Raw genomic sequence first — 19416 nt, forward strand, 5'->3', positions numbered from 1 at the left:
TCTTATCCTTTAAAAGTTAAATTTGATCTAATTCAAGTGGTAAAAAAGCGTATTCCTCATGATAAACAATATTGAGTTTTCTTACAGGGATTGCTTTGTTAAAAATTGGTCCATCAATCACAGTCGTATGAAATTCACCGCCCTCACCACATGGATCAATGCCACGGTTCTCAAGCTCTTGGATATATTCTAAAGTTAAAGTTTTACCTAAATCCTCCTCCTTCATTCCGAGTTTTAGATTCACAGTAACAATGACACTTTTGAATCCAAGTTGAATAAATTCTTCAACAACTTCACGATGCGGACGTAACCAAAGAGGCATTCCTAATTGAAGACCTACTTGTTGCGTTACTCGATCATGCCAACAGCCGTGTTCAGGCATATCAAGGTCACCTGTAACCAGTACCTCGGCTCTTTGTTGCTTTGCTTGATTGAGTAATTCAATAAACTTTACTTCATAGTCATTCCAACTTGATGAAGCCATAAGCACGGGCAAACCGATTGCTTTAGCTTGTGCTTGAATAATATCAAGAGGCATGGCATGTGAGCGAGAACGTTGGCCTTGTTCTTCTAGCATTACGATCAATCCAATCACTTCGCCTGTCTGCATTGCATGGTAGAGTGCTAGAGAACTATCTTTGCCTCCACTAAATGAGACAATAGACCTTTTATGGTTAGCATTAGTTTTCCATTGTTCTTGCATGGCTTACATCAAATGAATTGGTCAAAAGTGCTGTTATTTTAACAGAGCTATAAAAAAGCCTGCATAAATGCAGGCTTAATTTGGAACATTAAAATCTTATTTTTTAGGAGCTTGTTGTTGAGCTGCCTTCATTGCATCTTCAGTTAACTTTTCAAGCTTAGTTGTTAACTGAGGACCGAAACATGCTTTAAGATCACGGTTTTGTTGTTGTACAAATCCTAGAGAACTTGGGCTTTTCTTCGCATTGATTGCGCTTTGGATTTCCCATTTTTGTGCTTCAGTCACTTTACCTTGTGCTTCAACTTGGCAGCTACAGAATTTGCTAACTTCAGATGAACTTAACTTGCCGCCTTTAGCAGTTTGTTCTTTACAAACGTTAACTAATGCACCTTTAACGTTAGTGCTTTTATATGCCGCTTGAACTGGGTTTTCAGCTGCTTGAACTGAACCAGCCATAAGTGCAGCTGCTGAGAATAAAGATGAAAGAATAAGATTTGATTTTAACAACTTCATAAATTTTACCTACTTATTACGGTATATAGCGTGTTGGATCGGTAACACCAGCATCGATAAAGCCTTCTTTACGCAAACGGCAACTGTCACATTTACCACACGCACGTCCTTGAGCATCTGCTTGGTAGCAAGATACCGTTTGACTATAGTCTACGCCATGTTCAATCCCTAAACGTATGATATTCGCTTTGGATAAATGTAACAGGGGTGTTTCAAATTTAAGTGGTTTTCCTTCTACGCCAGCTTTAGTTGCTAAACGGGCCATATTCGCAAAAGCATCAATAAATTCAGGGCGACAATCAGGATATCCTGAATAATCAACAGCATTGATACCAATAACAATAGCTTCAGCATTAAATACTTCAGCTGCTGCTAGAGCATACGAGAGGAAAATAGTGTTACGCGCTGGTACATAAGTTACAGGAATACCTTCTTGTAACTGTTCTGGTACTGCAATGTTGTGATCTGTAAGTGCTGATCCACCTAAATTAGCGAGATCAATATTAATTACACGATGTTCAACACCTGAACGCTGAGCTAATGCTTTTGCAGCATCAAGTTCAGTGGTTGAGCGTTGACCATACATAAAACTAATAGCAATACATTCATAGCGCGCTTGTGCCCAAGCTAGGCAAGTGGTTGAGTCTAAGCCGCCTGAAAGTAAAACAATGGCACGAGAGCGCATATTTTTCTCCATATTCGGAATGATTTATTTTATTGAGTGATTAACGACCTGATTCATCGTTCCAAAGCAGTTTATGTAACTGAAGCTGGAAACGAACAGGTAATTTATCATCAAGTATCCACTGTGCCAGATCACGTGCTAGACGTGGCAGGCCTACAGCACCTTTTTCAACCGCAAAGGCAGGGGAGAACCAAACGGTACTGACTTTGGTTTGCAGTTGATATTTTTCAACTTGTTGCTTTGACCATTCATAGTCTTCACGATTACAAATCACAAATTTGATTTGGTCACGTGGTGTTAAATGGTCAAGATTACTGGTGAGATTGCGATGTTCTTCACCAGAAGTTGGAGTCTTTAAATCTAGGACTTTTGAAACACGAGGATCCACTCTTGATACATCAAGAGCGCCACTGGTTTCTAAAGAGACGTCAAAACCTGCCTCACATAAACGTTGTAATAATATCAAACAGTTTGGCTGAGCAAGAGGTTCACCACCTGTTACACAAATATAAGGTGTTTGAAATTGTGTAGCTGTTTCAATGATATGTTCAAGTGAAAAACGTTCGCCACCTTCAAAGGAATAGGTGGTATCGCAATAGCTACAACGTAATGGACAGCCTGTTAGACGAATAAATACAGTCGGTAGGCCAGAGGCATTTGCTTCACCCTGCAACGAGTAAAAAATCTCGGTAATGCGTAACCCGGACGCAGGGTCTGAGACAGGAATTGCAGAGGAACGTAAGGAAGCCATTCTAGAAATACCACACTATATAAAAAATAAAATCTCTACGATCAGTTTGATCGTAGAGATGAGGAGCGATTAAAGCTCCGCAACAGAGTTATAACAAATTAGTCAGCGCGTAACAAATCGTTCAAGCTTGTTTTTGAACGTGTTTGCGCATCAACTTTTTTCACGATAATTGCAGCATATAAGCTGTAAGTACCACATTTAGATGGCAAGCTACCTGAAACTACAACTGAACCTGCTGGTACACGGCCATAATGGATTTCGCCAGTTTCACGGTCATAAATTTTAGTTGATTGACCAATGAAAACGCCCATTGAAATAACTGAGCCTTCTTCAACGATTACGCCTTCAACGATTTCTGAACGTGCACCGATAAAGCAGTTATCTTCAATAATGGTTGGGTTAGCTTGTAATGGTTCTAAAACACCACCAATACCTACACCACCAGATAAGTGAACATTTTTACCGATTTGAGCACATGAACCTACAGTTGCCCATGTATCAACCATTGTGCCTTCATCTACATAAGCACCAATGTTGACATAAGATGGCATTAACACCACGTTTTTAGCTTGGAAGCTACCACGACGTGCTACAGCAGGAGGAACAACACGAACACCTGCAGCTTTAAATTGCTCTTCAGTCCAACCAGAGAATTTAGTTTCAACTTTATCATAGAAACGAAGATCACATGACTCGATTGGTTTATTGTCATTCAGTTTAAATGATAATAAAACAGCTTTTTTTAACCATTGATGAACAACCCATTCACCATTGATTTTTTCAGCAACTCGAAGTGTACCGTTATCTAAACAAGCAATTGCTTCTTCAACAGCTTGGCGAATTTCGCTTGAACAATCTGCTGCAGTAAAATTTGCGCGGTCTTCAAATGCTTGCTCAATGATCGTAGAAAGCTGAGACATGATCTTCCTTCCATAAAAAATTTTAAAGATTTTACAATAATTTGTGACAAGAATCTTTCAAAAAACGTGTTACGTTTAATTGATGATATAAATGAGGTAAATCAAAATAAGCTTATTAGATAATCAAGTGTTTTTTACACAAAAATGATTTGAAAATAAAAATTTAACTCAATTTGTATCAAAAAATAACAGAAATCTAGCATTTTTTGTATAAAAAAGAATCTAAGCTGTCATTATTATGATTTCAGTCACAAGATGAATAAATTAAAAACAAAGCCTTTTTGAGGAGAAAACTATGAAAGCATTACGTGCGTTAGTCACAACAACAGCTTTATTCGCTGCTGGTGCCGCAATGGCAGATGAAGCTGTTGTTCATGACAGCTATGCATTTGACCAAAAACAATTACTTCCTGTAGGGGTGCGTGCTGAGGTAGGTACAACTGGTTACGGTGGTGCTTTATTATGGCAAGCCAACCCATATGTAGGTTTGGCTCTGGGTTATAACGGCGGTGACATTTCGTGGACAGATGACGTCTCTGTAAATGGTACTAAATATGACCTAGATATGGATAACAATAATATTTATCTAAATGCTGAAATACGTCCTTGGGGCGCTAGTTCTAATCCATGGGCTCAAGGCTTATATGTAGCTGCGGGTGCTGCTTATTTAGATAATGATTATGACTTAGCTAAACGTATTGGTAATGGCGAAACATTATCAATTGATGGTAAAAACTATCAACAAGCAGTTGCTGGCCAAGAAGGTGGTGTAAGAGGTAAGATGAATTATGAAAATAATATCGCCCCTTATGTAGGTTTTGGTTTTGCACCGAAATTTAATAAAAATTGGGGTGTATTTGGTGAAGTAGGTGCTTACTATACAGGTAATCCAAAAGTTCAGTTAACTCAATATAATCTTGCTCCTGTGAATGGTAACCCAACGTCTGCTCAAGATGCAGTAGATAAGGAAGAAAATGAAATTCGTAATGACGATAAATACAAATGGTTACCAGTTGGTAAGGTTGGTGTGAACTTCTACTGGTAAGATCACAAAAGAAAAAACGAGCTACGGCTCGTTTTTTTGTACCTAATAAAATAAATAAAAGAGCTAAAAAGCCCTTTTATTTATTTGAATTTTTATTCATCTGGGTAAGCAATTTTCTTAAGTGCTTTAATATCCGCATCAGGTGAGCATAAAGAAATAAACTCGTAACCATAGCCGCGTAAAAGATGGCCTTTGCGAACCGCAATCCACGTTGTATTAACACCAAAAATATCAGTTTTGGTTTGTTTTAAACGATAATCACGTTCTGTATCATAAGCCACGTCATTGACAATACCCACACCCATGCCAAGTTCCACATAGGTTTTGATAACATCGGCATCAAGAGCTGACATTACGATATCTGCATCTAGATGAGCCTCTTCAAAGGCTTTATCAATTTTAGATCGACCTGTAAAACCACCATGATAAGTAATGAGTGGATATTCTGCTAAAAGTTCTAGAGTGATTTTATCCGCCTGCACTAAAGGATGATTTTGCGGGGTAATAATACTGTGCTGCCATTGATAGTAAGGAATGCTAGCCAGATTTTCTTCAGTCGTTAAAGACTCGGTTGCAATTCCAATATCCGCTTCGCCTTGTAAAAGCATTTCTGAAATTTCGACAGGGCTAGCTTGTTGTAAAATCAAATGAACTTTTGGAAATAATTTCTTAAATTGATTAACGATTGGAGGTAATACATAACGCGCTTGAGTATGCGTAGTTGCGATCGTTAATGTTCCTTCGTCAACCTTATTAAAATCTTCAGCAAGTCGTTTAATATTTTCAGCATCCACTAACATGCGTTCAACAATGCTAAGAAGTGACTGTCCTGGTTCAGTTAAACCTAAAAGGCGTTTACCTTTACGAACGAAAAGTTGAACACCTAATTCATCTTCTAAATCTTTGATGTGTTTACTTACACCCGATTGAGATGTGTAGAGTGCAGCCGATGCTTCCGTCAAGTTAAAGTTTTGGCGTACTGTTTCTCGGATAATTCTTAATTGTTGAAAGTTCATTTACACTTTTCCTCAAAAGAGGTGAGGAGCGTCTAAAGATCCGCAAGATATTTCCTCACCAAATATATTTCTTAAGCAACTTGGTCTGCAAATAAGTGCAATTGAGATGCGCTCACCCAAACAGTTTGATTAGGTTTAAATGCATGTAATTTTGCAGCTTCACTGCTCAGAGCAATTTCAATTAAACGTCCATTACGGTCTTGTAATTCGGCCACTACTTTTCCAGCAATCCAGATTTCACGTACAAAAGTCGCTTCAATGGTATTCGCTTGCGGTTGCGAGTGAATATGTAACTCATCTGGACGGGCAAAAGCAATCACTTTTCCTTGAGGTGCCTCAACTGCTGTTGGCAACTGAATACGGTCATTACCGATACGGATAATACCTTCCGTATGTTCACCTTCAAATCGATTTGCCTGACCCAAGAAATCAAACACAAATGGCGTTGCAGGTTTTTCATAAACTTCACGAGGTGAGCCGATCTGCTCGACATTCCCCTTATTCATTACAATAATTTGGTCTGCAACCTCAAGTGCTTCTTCCTGATCGTGGGTTACAAAGATTGACGTAATATGCAATTCATCATGCAAGTTGCGTAACCAGCGGCGTAACTCCTTACGGACTTTTGCATCTAGTGCACCAAATGGTTCATCAAGCAATAAGACTCGTGGTTCTACTGCCAAAGCACGGGCTAAAGCAATACGCTGACGTTGTCCGCCAGAAAGCTGAGCAGGGTAGCGGTCTGCTAAAAAGCCTAGTTGAACTAGATCAAGTAAACGAGTGACACGTTTTTTAATTTCAGCTTCTGAAGGACGGGTTGCACGAGGACGAACACGTAAACCAAATGCAATATTGTCAAATACAGTCATGTGACGGAATAAAGCATAGTGCTGAAATACAAAGCCGACCTGACGCTCACGGACATGTACATTAGTCGCATCTTCACCTTCAAGTAAAACCTGACCGCCATCGGCTGATTCTAGACCTGCAATGATACGAAGCAGAGTCGTCTTACCGCAACCAGATGGACCGAGTAGGGCAACCAGTTCGCCTTCCGGAAAATCTAGAGAAATATTTTTAAGCGCATGGAATGCACCAAAGTGTTTTTCAATATTTTTAACTTGAATACTCATGATTTCATTCCTTACGAATCAGTTGAATGCGGTTCTGGTTTATCTTGATGTAGCTCTAACCAAGTTTTTAAAATCAGTGTTAAAAGAGCTAAGAAGGCAAGCAGTGAGGACACGGCAAAGGCTGCGCTAAAGGTGTACTCGTTATATAAAATTTCGACATGCAGTGGCAGGGTATTGGTTTCACCACGGATATGACCAGAAACCACTGATACTGCGCCAAACTCACCCATTGCACGGGCATTACACAAAATCACGCCGTAAATTAGACCCCATTTAATGTTAGGGAGTGTGACCTTCCAAAAAGTTTGCCAACCTGATGCGCCGAGTACAATTGCTGCTTCTTCTTCCTCTGTTCCCTGAGCTTCCATGAGTGGAATTAACTCACGTGCTACAAATGGAACCGTAATAAAAATGGTTGCTAAAACAATTGCAGGTACGGCATATAAAACTTTGATGTCATGTTCCATTAACCACCCACCAAACCAGCCTTGAGCACCAAAAATTAGAACAATCATTAAACCTGCAATAACGGGTGAAACAGAAAAAGGCATATCAATGATAGTGGTTAAAATTGCCTTACCTCTAAACTGGAACTTAGAGACAGCCCATGCAGCGCCAACACCAAATATCACATTAATTGGAACTGCAATTGCTGCAGTGAGTAATGTTAATTTCACTGCTGATAAGGTATCTGGATCAATCAAAGCCTGAACATAGACTTCAAGTCCCTGTTTAAATGCTTCTACGAAAACTAAAATGAGTGGCAGCATGAGGCAACTGAGGAAAAAAATCAGTGCAATTGTAATAAGGGTATAACGTACCCAAGTTGGCTCACGTGTCGCATCACGAGACTGTAACTTCAAAGCAAGTGCGTTGCTGTCGGTATGTAAATTCATGTGATGTTTCTCCCTGTACGACGGTTTGCCCATGCTTGAAGTAAGTTAATGACAAATAGAATGATAAAAGAGAGAACTAACATGACCGCTGCAATGGTCGTTGCACCTGCATAATCATATTCTTCAAGACGAGAAATGATCATCAGCGGTGCAATTTCTGTTTTAAATGGCTGGTTACCTGCAATAAAAATAACAGAACCATACTCACCCACGCCGCGAGCAAATGCTAAAGCAAAGCCTGTAAATAGAGCAGGTAGTAAGATGGGTAAAATAATTTTAGTAATGGTCTGCCAACGATTTGCACCAAGTGCTGAAGCTGCTTCCTCAAGTTCGGTTTCAATATCGCTGAGTACCGGTTGAACGGTCCGAACAATAAAAGGAATACCAATAAATACCAATGCCAGCGTAATTCCGATAGGCGTATAGGCAACCTGAATACCAAGTGGTTCCAGATATTGACCTAACCAACCAGTAGGTGCATAGAGTGAAGTCAGTGCAATACCTGCAACTGCCGTTGGAAGAGCAAATGGTAAATCGACCAAAGCATCAACTAGACGCTTTCCGGGAAAGTTATAGCGAACAAGACACCAAGCCAAAAGCAGACCAAACACAACATTAATAGATGCTGCGATTAAAGCTGAACTAAAGCTGAGTTGAAGCGATTTTAAAATACGCTCAGAGGTTAAAATTTCCCATAATCCGTCCCATCCGATTCCAAATGATTTGATAAAGACTGCGGCTAATGGAATAAGCACAATAAAAGACACATAGGCGAGGGTGAAGCCCAAAGATAGACCAAACCCAGGCAGCACTCGGGATCGCTGCGACATGATATTTCCTCAAAGAGAAAAGCCTGCTGAAACCAGTAAGCGAATAAATAAAGATAAACAGTGAGGTATAAAGATTGGTATTAAGCAAATTTCAAAGAGAAATGTGTTTTTACCGGGTCGATAGATGAGTGACTACACATCGAATCTTCTGGGATCAAATAGTTCAGCAAATCCGAAAATGGCCCAAAACCTGAGGCAACGTTAATATGGCCCACTTCACCAAGATTAACGGGATTTAACTTCCATGATTTTGCAAGTTGTAACGCATCAAAAAAGCCGAGCCATGGATCATTTTCACTAATGAGTAGCGTTGCAGGCACATCAATTTTTAATTGATGAAAATAATCTTTGTAGTCGGTCAAGCTATGGCGAGCAAACCCTGCTTCCCCAAAGCGTGCCGGATTCGCTGGAGCGACTAAAATTAGTTTCTTAACTTGGCTTCTTAATTCTGGATGCTCAGCCAAAGCAGCTACACTCGTTAAGCATCCAAAACTATGTGCAACAATTTGAACAGGAGCTTGAGCTGCTTGAACTGTTTTAACGAATTGCTCAACCCATTCGCTTAATACAGGTCTATCCCAGTTTTTTTGCTCAACACGAGAACTAGACACGAGTTGACGCTGCAACCAAGATTGCCAATGCTGATGTTCACTGCCACCTACACCCGGAACAATTACAGTGTGAATCATGTCTGTTCTCCTTACCTTTAGTGCAAAGAATTACTTCTCTGCACTATTGATTTTCACGATTTGATCGAAAACACCACCATTATCGAAGTGTTGTTTTTGTACTTTTGTCCAACCACCAAACTCTTTGTCGATTGTTACAAGCTTTAATGGCTTAAATACATTGCTGTATTTTTTAAGAACAGCTGCGTTACGCGGACGGTAGAAGTTACGTGCTGCAATTTCTTGACCAGCAGGTGAGTACAAATAGTTGAGATAACCTTTAGCAATCGTTAAGTTGCCTTTTTTAGCTGCATTCTTCTCCACAATTGCAACTGGAGGCTCAGCTAAGATCGAAAGAGACGGAGTAATAATTTCAAATTTGCCTGGCTGTTCACGAATAGCTAAATGAGCTTCATTCTCCCAAGCCAGTAATACATCACCAATGCCACGCTCAGCGAAAGTAGTCGTCGCACCGCGAGCACCAGAGTCTAGAACTTTAGTATGTTTATAAATTTGGCGAACGTATTCTTGTGCTTTCGCATCATTGCCACCCGGTTGATGTTTTGCCCAAGCCCAAGCTGCAAGATAATTCCAACGAGCACCACCAGAAGTTTTCGGGTTTGGTGTAATGATTTCTACGCCTGGTTTGATTAAATCAGCCCAGTCTTTAATTTGCTTTGGGTTGCCTTTACGCACCAAAAATACAATGGTTGATGTATATGGCGTTGAGTTTTGTGGCAGTTTTTTCTGCCAGTTGGTTGGAAGTAATTTTGCTTTTTCAGCAATTTCATCAATATCTGCTGCAAGTGCTAATGTCACCACATCTGCATTTAAACCATCGATAACCGCACGAGCCTGTTTACCAGAGCCGCCGTGTGATTGCTTAAACTCAATATCTTGACCAGTACGTTGTTTCCAGTATGTACCGAACTGTTTGTTGAAATCTGTATATAGCTCACGAGTAGGATCGTAAGAAACGTTTAAAAATTCTTGGGCTGCAAATGACGAAACAGAAAGAAGTGCAGCGATAACCCCGACTTTTAATTGAGAAAAACGCATGAGATAAGTCCTCAAAAAATATGAAATGTTCAAAACATGAACGCAGAATAGCGCTAGTCTTTATTCTAAAAAAATAATAAAAAACGAATTTAATATGAAAAAAATAGAAATAATAAAAACAGATAAACTATTCTTAAATCTTGATATATAACAAGTTTCAAAAGCAGATACGAAATCGGTATAATTTTTTAAAATCAATCATTTATTATTTAAATGAAAGGTGTTGTATTGTTGTGCGGCTTTTAGCAAAGGATGGAACAAACATGTGGTGTTTTAAAAATGGGCAACCCGTTGAGACTATTCCTTTATTAGATCGAGCCTTTCATTATGGAGATGGATGCTTTACCACAATTCGTGTTTTTCAAAATCAGATTGAGCTTAAAGAAAGGCACTGGCAACGTCTGAAACTCGCATGTCAAAAACTGTCTTTAACTGTAAATTTTGAATTAATTGAACTGAGTTTACAGCAGCTGCAAAAGCAGAACCTCATACTCAATGGCACTTTGAAAATTGTGATTAGCCGTGGGGAAGGCGACCGCGGTTATAGTTTGCCAAAGCATGAAGCAGATATTTATATCTGGTTTTATCCAAAAGCTTTAGAGCCGTTTGTGCCTGATTTTATCCAGTGTGGTGTTTTAAATCAGGCCCTAGGTTTAACCATGCCGAGCTTAGTTGGGCTTAAATCTTTAAACCGCCTTGAACAAGTATTGCTAAAAAAAGAAGCAGATCAACTCGGGTGGGCTGAAGCATTAGTTACTGATGTACAAGGTTATATTGTTGAAGGGGTCAGTAGTAATTGTTTTATTCGTTTAAATGATAGATGGATTACTCCTGAACTTCGCTATAATGGCGTCCACGGTGTAATGCGGGCAGAAATTCTGGCACGTATGCAGCACCATGGTATTGCCTGTGAAGTACGCGTGATTGAATTAGATGAAGTATCTGAAATACAAAGTCTATTCTTTTGTAATTCTTTAAACCCTATGCGAGTGGTAACTCATTTAGGCGAAAAAACGCTAGATACACAGGCATGCATAGATTTATTTCATATCCTTAACTTAAATCAGATTCATTAATATGCCGAAGCCACCTGTGAATGCGAAAGCAAAAAACGCCAAGAAAAATAATAAAAAACAAGCTCCAAAATTTTCTAAGCGATTGGTTCTAATTGGCCTTTTTATTGTTTTAATTTTTACGTTTGCCATTTTATGGTCAAGTTTGTTTAAGGCTTATCCTATCGAAGGCAAAAAACAGATGTTATCTATTACATCTGGGGAAACTTATTCTGGTTTTATTGATCGTTTGGCAAAAGAAGATAAAGTTAGTTTTCCTATCATATTGAAGCTTTATCAAAAGTTTATGATTCATGACAGCATGAAAGCTGGTGTATATGAAATTGAACAAGGGATGAGTGTAAGACAAGTGTTAGAGATGTTATCTGATGCGGATAATGCTCAGATGAACCGTGTTTTGGTGATTGAAGGTACAACTTTTAAGCAGCTTATTACTGCACTCAAAAATGATAAAAATGTAAAAAATACAATATTGGATTTACCTAATGATCAGCTTATGAAAGCGCTTGGGATTCCTTACGATCATCCAGAGGGCTTATTCGCGCCGAATACTTATTTCTTTGCCAAAGGCGAGACTGACAAGAAAATTCTTACCGATTTATATCATCGCCAAAAAAAAGCTTTAGATACAGCTTGGGCAAATCGTGCTCCGAATTTACCTTATAAAGATAAATATGAAGCATTAATTATGGCTTCTATTGTTGAGAAAGAAACAAGTTTAGACAGTGAACTTACACAAGTTTCTGGAGTTTTTGTCCGCCGTTTAAAACTCGGTATGCGTTTACAAACGGATCCAACTGTTATTTACGGAATGGGTAATAACTATAAAGGCAACATTACCCGAGAAGACCTCCGTACTCCAACACCATATAATACTTATACCATTAATGGTTTACCGCCTACTCCAATTGCTTTGCCAAGCCAAAAAGCAATTGAAGCAGCATTACATCCAGATGATTCAAATAATATCTATTTCGTAGCGACTGGTAATGGTGGACATAAATTTACGGCAGACTTGCAAGCTCATAATCAAGCAGTGCAAGAATATTTATCCGTGTTGAGATCGAAGAAATAAGGAAAAGAGATGTTTATCAGCTTTGAAGGCACGGAAGGGGTAGGTAAAACTACACTCATTCGAAAAATTCATCAGCATTTTGAAGAGCAAGGCAAACAAGTTGTTTTAACTCGAGAGCCGGGGGGCACACCGTTAGCTGAGCAAATTCGTTCTATGCTTTTGGCGGTGAATCATGATGAAAATATGAGTCATGATACTGAGCTATTACTCATTTATGCAGCACGAGCTCAACACTTACAACAGGTTATTTTGCCTGCTTTAGAGTCTAATAAAATTGTTTTAAGTGATCGTTTTACCGATGCAAGCTTTGCTTATCAATGTTCTGGTCGTGGTTTAAGCCAAGATAAATTACAGCTTTTAAATCAGAACTTTGTTTCACGCATGCCTGAAGTGACTTTTTGGTTAGATGCACCGATTGAATTGGGCATGAATCGTGCACGTGAACGCGGAGCTTTAGACCGTTTTGAACAAGAAAAGTTAAGCTTCTTTACTAAAGTTCGTGAAGGTTATAAAACCTTATGGAAGGCTGAACCAGAACGTATTAAGCGAATAGATGCAACTCAAAGTCCTTATCAGGTGTTTGAACAGGCATTGCAATATTTAGGATAAGCAATGGGATGAGCCACTCTTATAAAAATATGGGAGTGGTGAAAAATGATGTTAATTCTGATTTAAAACGTCATAGAAAATATCTGTTATTTTCTTATGCTATCTTACATATGATTTGTAGATTGAAGAATAACAAGGATGAAAAGCTCAAAAGAAGAAATCGTGGCATTTCTTGAAAAGGAATTTCCACCAAGTCTTGAACATTGCACAATTGAATCAGTCACCCCCAAAGCTGCAGTTGTTTATTATCATGTCGATCAAAGGCATCAACGCCCTGGTGGTACCATATCTGGTCCAACCATGATGACTTTGGCTGATTTTGCTTTATATATTGCGATATTAGGTGAGATCGGTATTGTTGGTTTAGCCGTAACCACCAACTTTAATATTAATTTTTTAAGAAAACCTGCGGGTGATCAAGACTTACGTAGTGAATGTAAACTCATGAAGGTTGGAAAGAGCTTGGTTGTTGGGGAAGTCTGGATTTATTCAGTTGGTCTGGATGAACCTGTTGCGCATGTGACCGCGACTTATTCAATCCCACCTAGACCATAAATATCAAACCAAATAAAAAAGCACAGCCAAAGCTGTGCTTTTTTATAGAAGAACAACTTAAATGTCAGTATTAACCAATGGTTGTTCTACTGCAAAATTTGGAGGAGTTAAAACCGTTTTACGAATCTCACTCGAAGTTTCTGGATAATCGAGTGTGTAATGTAAACCACGTGATTCTTTACGTTGCATAGCACAGCGAACAATCATTTCAGATACTAAAACAAGGTTACGCAGCTCAATCAGGTTTTTGCTAACACGATAGTCTTGATAATATTCAGTGATTTCACGCTTTAACATTTCAATACGGTGTAAAGCACGTTCTAAACGTTTTGTGGTTCTGACAATACCAACGTAGTTCCACATGGTCGAACGTAACTCATCCCAGTTTTGTAAAATCACAACATCTTCATCAGGATTGGTTACTTGTGAGTCATCCCAAGTTGGTACTTCTGGTAATTTGAAGTTTTCATCAAATTTATTTTCGATATCTTTTGCCGCACTCATACCGTAAACGAAGCACTCAAGTAATGAGTTACTTGCCATACGGTTTGCACCATGTAAGCCTGTATAAGACGTTTCACCAATCGCATAGAGACCATCAATATCCGTCTGGCTATTTGAGTCAACCACAACACCACCACATGTATAGTGAGCTGCTGGTACCACTGGAATCATGTCTTTGGTAATGTCGATGCCTAACTCAAGCAATCTTGCATAAAGTGTAGGGAAGTGCTCTTTAATAAACTCAGGTGATTTATGGGTAATGTCTAACCACACATGACGAATACCGAGACGCTTGATTTCATGGTCAATGGTACGTGCCACAATATCACGAGGAGCCAGTTCTGCACGATCGTCAAAACGCAGCATAAAACGTTCACCATCAGGTAGGCGCAAATAAGCACCTTCACCACGCATAGCTTCAGTAATTAAGAAAGAGCGGGCTTGTGGATGGTACAGGCAAGTTGGATGGAACTGATTAAATTCCATATTAGCTACACGGCAACCTGCACGATAAGCCATTGCAATACCATCACCTGTAGCAATATCTGGATTAGATGTGTACAGATAAGCTTTCATCGCACCGCCGCAAGCCAGCGCGGTGAATGGTGCAAGGAAAGTATGAACCTTTTCAGTATTTTCATCTAATGCATATAAACCAATAGCACGATTCGCTTGGTCGGTATGGCCTAATTTATACGAGGTGATTAAATCAATCGCAATATAGTTTTCAAAAATAGTAATATTTTTACGTTCTTTGGCACGCTCAACTAAAGTGGTTGAAATGGCTTTGCCTGTTGCATCAGCAGAATGGATAATGCGACGCTGCGAGTGACCACCTTCGCGAGTTAAGTGAAGTTGCTCATCTTCATCTAAGGTAAATTGCACGCCTTGTTTTAAAAGAAAATCAACAGAAGGGCGGCCGCCTTCTACCGTATGTTGTACCGCGTCCATTTCACATAAATGAGCGCCTGCAATCATAGTGTCATTAATATGCTGTTGAATAGAGTCAGTCTCATCAAGAACAGCAGCAACGCCACCTTGAGCATAAAAGGTACTTGCTTCGGTTAGAGCAGCTTTGGCTAAAACTGCAATATTAAAATGATTTGGTAACGATAAAGCCAGACTTAAACCAGCGCCGCCGCTGCCCACAATAATCACGTCAAAGTGGTGAATTGTCTGTAAATTAGGCATGTCCATTCGCATCAATTTAAAACGTCCGCTAATGACACCCCTTTTTACCTAAAAAGGCAAGAGCTTAAGCGCTCTAACTCAGAGAAAAATTGCAATTGGCTTAAAAAGTTGCAATGCGTAAAATAATCCTTGTGATGACGTATTACAAATAAACATATTGTTACGCACAACCTCAAAGCGTTGTGATACAACAGTTTTATCCTTATTCTCGTAGACCAATTGTGGGTGAGCACCGAATGAAATCTCGCTATTTACAACAAGGAATGTATGCAGCGGTATTTACAGTTGCTGCTGTTCAAGCAAATGCTGCTGTTGATTTTTCAAATCTTGTTGAACAAGTTAGTCCAGCAGTCGTGAGTGTAAATGTCGTAAAAAAAATGACTCAGGATGAACTGTTGCAACAGCAAGTTCCTGAAATTTTAAAACGTTTCTTTGGCAATCAGGTCATCATTCCACAGCAACAAGGTCCACAAGAAAAGACAGCTTACGGAAGTGCATTCTTCATTAGTAAAGATGGTTACTTACTTACAAACCACCATGTGATTGAAAATGCCTCTCGTATTAGCATCACTCTAAATGACCGCCGTGAAATTGATGCAACCGTAGTGGGTAGCGATGAGCGTACAGACGTTGCTTTATTAAAAGTAAACGGAACTAACTATCCAGCTTTACGAGTAGGAAATGTTGATCGCTTACGTGTCGGAGAACCTGTTTTAGCTATTGGTTCTCCGTTTGGCTTTGACTACTCAGCTTCGGCCGGTATTGTCAGCGCAAAATCACGAAACATGAGCGGTGAAACTTCGGTGCCGTTTATTCAAACTGATGTGGCTTTAAACCCAGGTAACTCTGGTGGTCCATTGTTTAACCAAAATGGTGAAGTGGTCGGGGTAAACTCTCGAATATTTAGTGGTACTGGCGGTTATATGGGCTTGTCTTTCTCTATTCCGATTGATGTAGCAATGGATGTTGCCGACCAGCTTAAAACAAAAGGTAAAGTCACACGCTCTTATCTAGGGGTGATGATGCAAGATATTGACCGAAACCTTGCTGATGCCTACAAATTACCAAAACCTGAAGGTGCTTTAATTACTCAAATTTCTCCGAACTCACCTGCACAAAAAGCAGGGCTAAGAGCGGGTGATGTGATTTTAAAATTAAATGGTGCGCCTGTACTCCGTACGAGTGATTTACTGTATGCATTAAATAAAGTACAGCCAAATCAAACTGTTCAGTTTGAAGTATTACGTGATGATAAAACACGTAATATTTCAGCAACCTTAACGACGGCACCAGATGAAACACCTGCTACTGGTGCACAAGGTGCTGCATCTAAAGGGCCAGTTTTAGGCATGAGTATTCGTGATCTAGCTGAACCAGAAAAAAATGCGTTGAGCGTGAAAGGAGGTATTTATGTACAAGATGTTCGCCGTGGTGGTTTAGCATCATTGTCAAATATCATTCCAGGTGATGTGATTACCCAAGTCAATAATAGCCAAATTTTAAATAGTCAGGATTTTGCAAAAGTTGTTTCTAACTTGCCGAAAAATACCGTAGCACGTGTTGCTATTATTCGTCAGGGACAGCGCGCAATGCTTGGTTTACGTATTCAATAATCCTCAACCGAATCAATAAGCCATCCTGAAAATGGGTGGTTTTTGTTATTTATCTTGAGCGTTTAGCGATATCTACCTACACTTATTTCAGTTTTAAGGTTAATAAATAAGAGTGTTCATTTGTGAGTAGTATTTTTGATTTACATATTCAGGTGCAGCCACATCACATTGATGCGTTAGGGCATGTAAATAACGTAATGTATGTTCAATGGATGCAGGATGTAGCTGCTGCTCATGTTGAAACTTTGGGAGTAGGGGTAACTAAATATCTTGAGTTAAAACACGCCATGGTCGCGGTTGAGCATCATGTGCAATATCGTAAAGCTGCATTTGAAGGCGAACAAATTGTGTTACGTACATGGTTAGATGACATTAATGCACTTTATTCATTCCGCCAGTATGTGTTTTTTCGTCCATCAGATCAGGCCGTATTATTTGTTGGAAATACCAAATGGGCATGTATTGAAATTGCTACAGGACGCCCAAAACGAATGTCGCCAACTTTTACTCATGCATATACGCCGCTTGATTCAAGCATAAATCCTTATGATTTTAGCGTTTCATATGCTCAATAGTTGGACGTAATACGCTTACTTTGACTGTCCTTTTTTAAAACATAAGTACAAAGCTCATGATTATTTTGGATACTTTAAAATATGCATCTGTTATAATCTCACGCAATTTATTTAACTGCTTTGGCTGTGTATTAAAACAAGCTACATAGCACTCTATATTTTCTCAAGGTAACCCATGGCGCAAGCTAAAAAATCCGTCGATATCAAAAATATACGAAATTTCTCGATTATTGCCCACATTGACCATGGTAAGTCTACATTGGCTGACCGTTTTATTCAGATGTGTGGCGGTCTACAAGATCGTGAAATGCAAGCTCAGGTCTTAGACTCAATGGAGCTTGAGCGTGAACGTGGGATTACCATTAAAGCCGCTTCTGTCACGCTGTATTACACTCATCCAAATGGTCAGGAATACCAACTTAACTTTATTGATACGCCTGGGCACGTTGACTTCTCCTATGAAGTTTCTCGTTCATTAGCTGCATGTGAAGGTGCGCTACTGGTTGTAGATGCTGCACAAGGCGTTGAAGCTCAATCAGTTGCAAACTGTTATACAGCAATTGAACAAGGTCTAGAAGTTCTTCCTATTCTAAATAAAATTGATTTACCACAGGCTGAACCTGAACGTGTAATTCATGAAATTGAAGAAATTATCGGGATTGAAGCGACAGATGCACCAACCTGTTCAGCAAAAACTGGTTTAGGTGTTGAAGGTGTACTCGAGCGTTTAGTCGATGTTATTCCGGCGCCAGAAGGTGATCGTGAAGCACCATTACAAGCATTAATTATCGACTCATGGTTTGATAACTACTTAGGCGTAGTTTCTCTTGTTCGTATTAAACAAGGTCGTATCCGCAAGGGCGACAAAATGTTGGTTAAATCGACAGGACAAACTCATCCGGTCACTTCTGTAGGCGTGTTTAATCCTAAGCATACTGAAACAGATATTCTTGAAGCTGGTGAAGTAGGTTTTGTTATTGCGGGTATTAAAGATATTTTTGGTGCACCAGTAGGTGACACGATTACTCTTGCTTCTACACCAGATGTTGCAACTTTACCAGGTTTCAAAAAGGTTAAACCGCAAGTATATGCTGGTCTTTTCCCGATTGACGCGAGTGACTTTGAACCGTTCCGTGAAGCATTACAAAAATTACAGATCAATGACTCGGCTTTATTCTTTGAACCAGAAAGTTCAGATGCTTTAGGCTTTGGTTTCCGTTGTGGCTTCTTAGGTATGCTGCACATGGAAATTGTACAAGAGCGTTTAGAGCGTGAATACGATCTTGACCTCATTAGTTCTGCACCTACCGTAATTTATGAAGCATTAACCAAGAAAGGCGAAACGATTTACATCGATAGCCCATCAAAAATGCCGGATGGATCGACTGTAGAAGATTTGCGTGAACCAATTGCTGAATGTCATATCCTTGTTCCTCAAGAATATTTAGGGAACGTAATGACGCTCTGTATCGAACGTCGTGGTGTACAAAAAGATATGAAATTCTTGGGTAACCAAGTTTCTATTACTTTTGAAATTCCGATGGCTGAAGTCGTTATGGATTTCTTTGACAGATTAAAGTCATGCTCTCGTGGCTTTGCATCTTTAGACTATAACTTTGTACGTTTTGAAAGTTCAGCTTTAGTTAAGGTTGATGTGTTAATTAATAGCGAAAAGGTTGATGCCTTGGCTATGATTTGTCACCGTAATGATGCACGCCATCGTGGTATTGCATTGGTTGAGAAAATGAAAGACTTAATTCCTCGCCAAATGTTCGATGTTGCTATTCAGGCAGCAATCGGTGCGCAAATTATTGCCCGTTCTACCGTAAAAGCGATGCGTAAAAACGTATTGGCAAAATGTTATGGTGGTGACGTTTCGCGTAAGAAAAAACTACTTTCTAAACAAAAAGAAGGTAAGAAACGTATGAAACAAGTGGGAAGTGTTGAAATTCCACAAGAAGCGTTCTTGGCTGTATTGAAAGTAGAAAGATAAGAAATGAGG

The 19416-nt window shown here is 39.4% G+C and carries 20 protein-coding genes; 8 read left to right on the forward strand and 12 right to left on the reverse strand.

Features of this window, described 5'->3' with window-relative positions; translation table 11 throughout:
- Positions 1–16: 16 nt before the first annotated feature.
- The 5 genes from MKL33_RS00455 to dapD all read right to left on the reverse strand — a co-directional run bounded on the left by MKL33_RS00455 (position 17) and on the right by dapD (position 3572).
- Entirely contained in the window at positions 17–703 is a 687-nt protein-coding gene (locus MKL33_RS00455) for a diphthine--ammonia ligase (protein WP_270906271.1), read from the reverse strand.
- Positions 704–799: 96 nt separating this feature from the next.
- Positions 800–1216, reverse strand: coding sequence for a hypothetical protein (locus tag MKL33_RS00460; protein WP_002118993.1), 417 nt, complete (start codon positions 1214–1216; stop codon positions 800–802).
- A gap of 16 nt (positions 1217–1232) precedes the next feature.
- Positions 1233–1901, reverse strand: coding sequence for a 7-cyano-7-deazaguanine synthase QueC (queC, locus tag MKL33_RS00465; protein WP_002118843.1), 669 nt, complete (start codon positions 1899–1901; stop codon positions 1233–1235).
- Between the two features lie 40 nt (positions 1902–1941).
- Positions 1942–2652, reverse strand: coding sequence for a 7-carboxy-7-deazaguanine synthase QueE (gene queE / locus MKL33_RS00470; RefSeq protein ID WP_270906272.1), 711 nt, complete (start codon positions 2650–2652; stop codon positions 1942–1944).
- Positions 2653–2750: 98 nt separating this feature from the next.
- The gene (gene dapD / locus MKL33_RS00475; protein ID WP_270906273.1) at positions 2751–3572 is read right to left on the reverse strand and encodes a 2,3,4,5-tetrahydropyridine-2,6-dicarboxylate N-succinyltransferase; all 822 of its coding nucleotides are present in this window, start codon (positions 3570–3572) and stop codon (positions 2751–2753) included.
- 295 nt (positions 3573–3867) lie between these two features.
- On the opposite strand from dapD, the gene carO reads away from it, so the two are divergent.
- Positions 3868–4617, forward strand: coding sequence for an ornithine uptake porin CarO type 1 (gene carO / locus MKL33_RS00480; RefSeq protein WP_078221260.1), 750 nt, complete (start codon positions 3868–3870; stop codon positions 4615–4617).
- A 92-nt stretch (positions 4618–4709) separates the two neighbouring features.
- On the opposite strand, the gene MKL33_RS00485 is transcribed toward carO, so the two are convergent.
- The 6 genes from MKL33_RS00485 to MKL33_RS00510 form a co-directional block, all read right to left on the reverse strand.
- A complete protein-coding gene (locus MKL33_RS00485) occupies positions 4710–5633 on the reverse strand; it encodes a CysB family HTH-type transcriptional regulator (RefSeq protein WP_002118601.1) in 924 nt (307 codons plus the stop codon).
- A gap of 71 nt (positions 5634–5704) precedes the next feature.
- Positions 5705–6766, reverse strand: a complete 1062-nt coding sequence (locus MKL33_RS00490; protein WP_002118816.1) for a sulfate/molybdate ABC transporter ATP-binding protein — start codon at positions 6764–6766, stop codon at positions 5705–5707.
- 11 nt (positions 6767–6777) lie between these two features.
- Positions 6778–7662: a sulfate ABC transporter permease subunit CysW gene (gene cysW / locus MKL33_RS00495; protein WP_130173534.1), complete on the reverse strand. Its 885-nt coding sequence runs from the start codon at positions 7660–7662 to the stop codon at positions 6778–6780.
- Positions 7659–8492, reverse strand: coding sequence for a sulfate ABC transporter permease subunit CysT (gene cysT / locus MKL33_RS00500; protein ID WP_005067805.1), 834 nt, complete (start codon positions 8490–8492; stop codon positions 7659–7661). Before cysT ends, cysW begins: the two co-directional genes overlap by 4 nt.
- Positions 8493–8572: 80 nt before the next feature.
- Positions 8573–9181, reverse strand: coding sequence for an RBBP9/YdeN family alpha/beta hydrolase (locus tag MKL33_RS00505; RefSeq protein ID WP_270906274.1), 609 nt, complete (start codon positions 9179–9181; stop codon positions 8573–8575).
- Between the two features lie 30 nt (positions 9182–9211).
- Positions 9212–10219 (reverse strand): sulfate ABC transporter substrate-binding protein, encoded by a 1008-nt coding sequence (locus MKL33_RS00510; RefSeq protein ID WP_001212602.1) that lies wholly within the window; start codon positions 10217–10219, stop codon positions 9212–9214.
- 263 nt (positions 10220–10482) lie between these two features.
- Here MKL33_RS00510 and pabC point away from each other — a divergent pair, with 263 nt between their 5' ends.
- The 4 genes from pabC to MKL33_RS00530 all read left to right on the forward strand — a co-directional run bounded on the left by pabC (position 10483) and on the right by MKL33_RS00530 (position 13531).
- On the forward strand, positions 10483–11295 hold the full coding sequence (pabC, locus tag MKL33_RS00515; RefSeq protein WP_270906275.1) for an aminodeoxychorismate lyase: 813 nt from the start codon (positions 10483–10485) through the stop codon (positions 11293–11295).
- 1 nt (position 11296) lies between these two features.
- Complete coding sequence (gene mltG, locus MKL33_RS00520) at positions 11297–12367, forward strand: endolytic transglycosylase MltG (protein WP_270906276.1); 1071 nt, start codon at positions 11297–11299, stop codon at positions 12365–12367.
- Between the two features lie 9 nt (positions 12368–12376).
- Positions 12377–12976: a dTMP kinase gene (gene tmk, locus MKL33_RS00525; RefSeq protein WP_270906277.1), complete on the forward strand. Its 600-nt coding sequence runs from the start codon at positions 12377–12379 to the stop codon at positions 12974–12976.
- 138 nt (positions 12977–13114) lie between these two features.
- Positions 13115–13531 carry a PaaI family thioesterase gene (locus MKL33_RS00530; protein ID WP_009393656.1) on the forward strand — a complete coding sequence of 139 codons (417 nt, stop codon included), beginning with the start codon at positions 13115–13117 and terminating at the stop codon, positions 13529–13531.
- Positions 13532–13588: 57 nt separating this feature from the next.
- Here MKL33_RS00530 and nadB read toward each other — a convergent pair whose 3' ends face one another.
- Positions 13589–15232 carry an L-aspartate oxidase gene (gene nadB, locus MKL33_RS00535; RefSeq protein ID WP_270906278.1) on the reverse strand — a complete coding sequence of 548 codons (1644 nt, stop codon included), beginning with the start codon at positions 15230–15232 and terminating at the stop codon, positions 13589–13591.
- A gap of 230 nt (positions 15233–15462) precedes the next feature.
- Between nadB and MKL33_RS00540 the strand changes: the two genes are divergently transcribed.
- The 3 genes from MKL33_RS00540 (at position 15463) to lepA (ending at position 19407) form a co-directional block, all read left to right on the forward strand.
- Positions 15463–16839 (forward strand): Do family serine endopeptidase, encoded by a 1377-nt coding sequence (locus MKL33_RS00540; protein WP_032004437.1) that lies wholly within the window; start codon positions 15463–15465, stop codon positions 16837–16839.
- A 122-nt stretch (positions 16840–16961) separates the two neighbouring features.
- Complete coding sequence (locus tag MKL33_RS00545) at positions 16962–17414, forward strand: acyl-CoA thioesterase (RefSeq protein WP_270906279.1); 453 nt, start codon at positions 16962–16964, stop codon at positions 17412–17414.
- Positions 17415–17589: 175 nt separating this feature from the next.
- Entirely contained in the window at positions 17590–19407 is a 1818-nt protein-coding gene (gene lepA / locus MKL33_RS00550; RefSeq protein WP_002118606.1) for a translation elongation factor 4, read from the forward strand.
- Positions 19408–19416 lie beyond the last annotated feature (9 nt).

The organism is Acinetobacter sp. AOR43_HL (assembly GCF_027854635.1).
Classification (GTDB): domain Bacteria; phylum Pseudomonadota; class Gammaproteobacteria; order Pseudomonadales; family Moraxellaceae; genus Acinetobacter; species Acinetobacter pittii.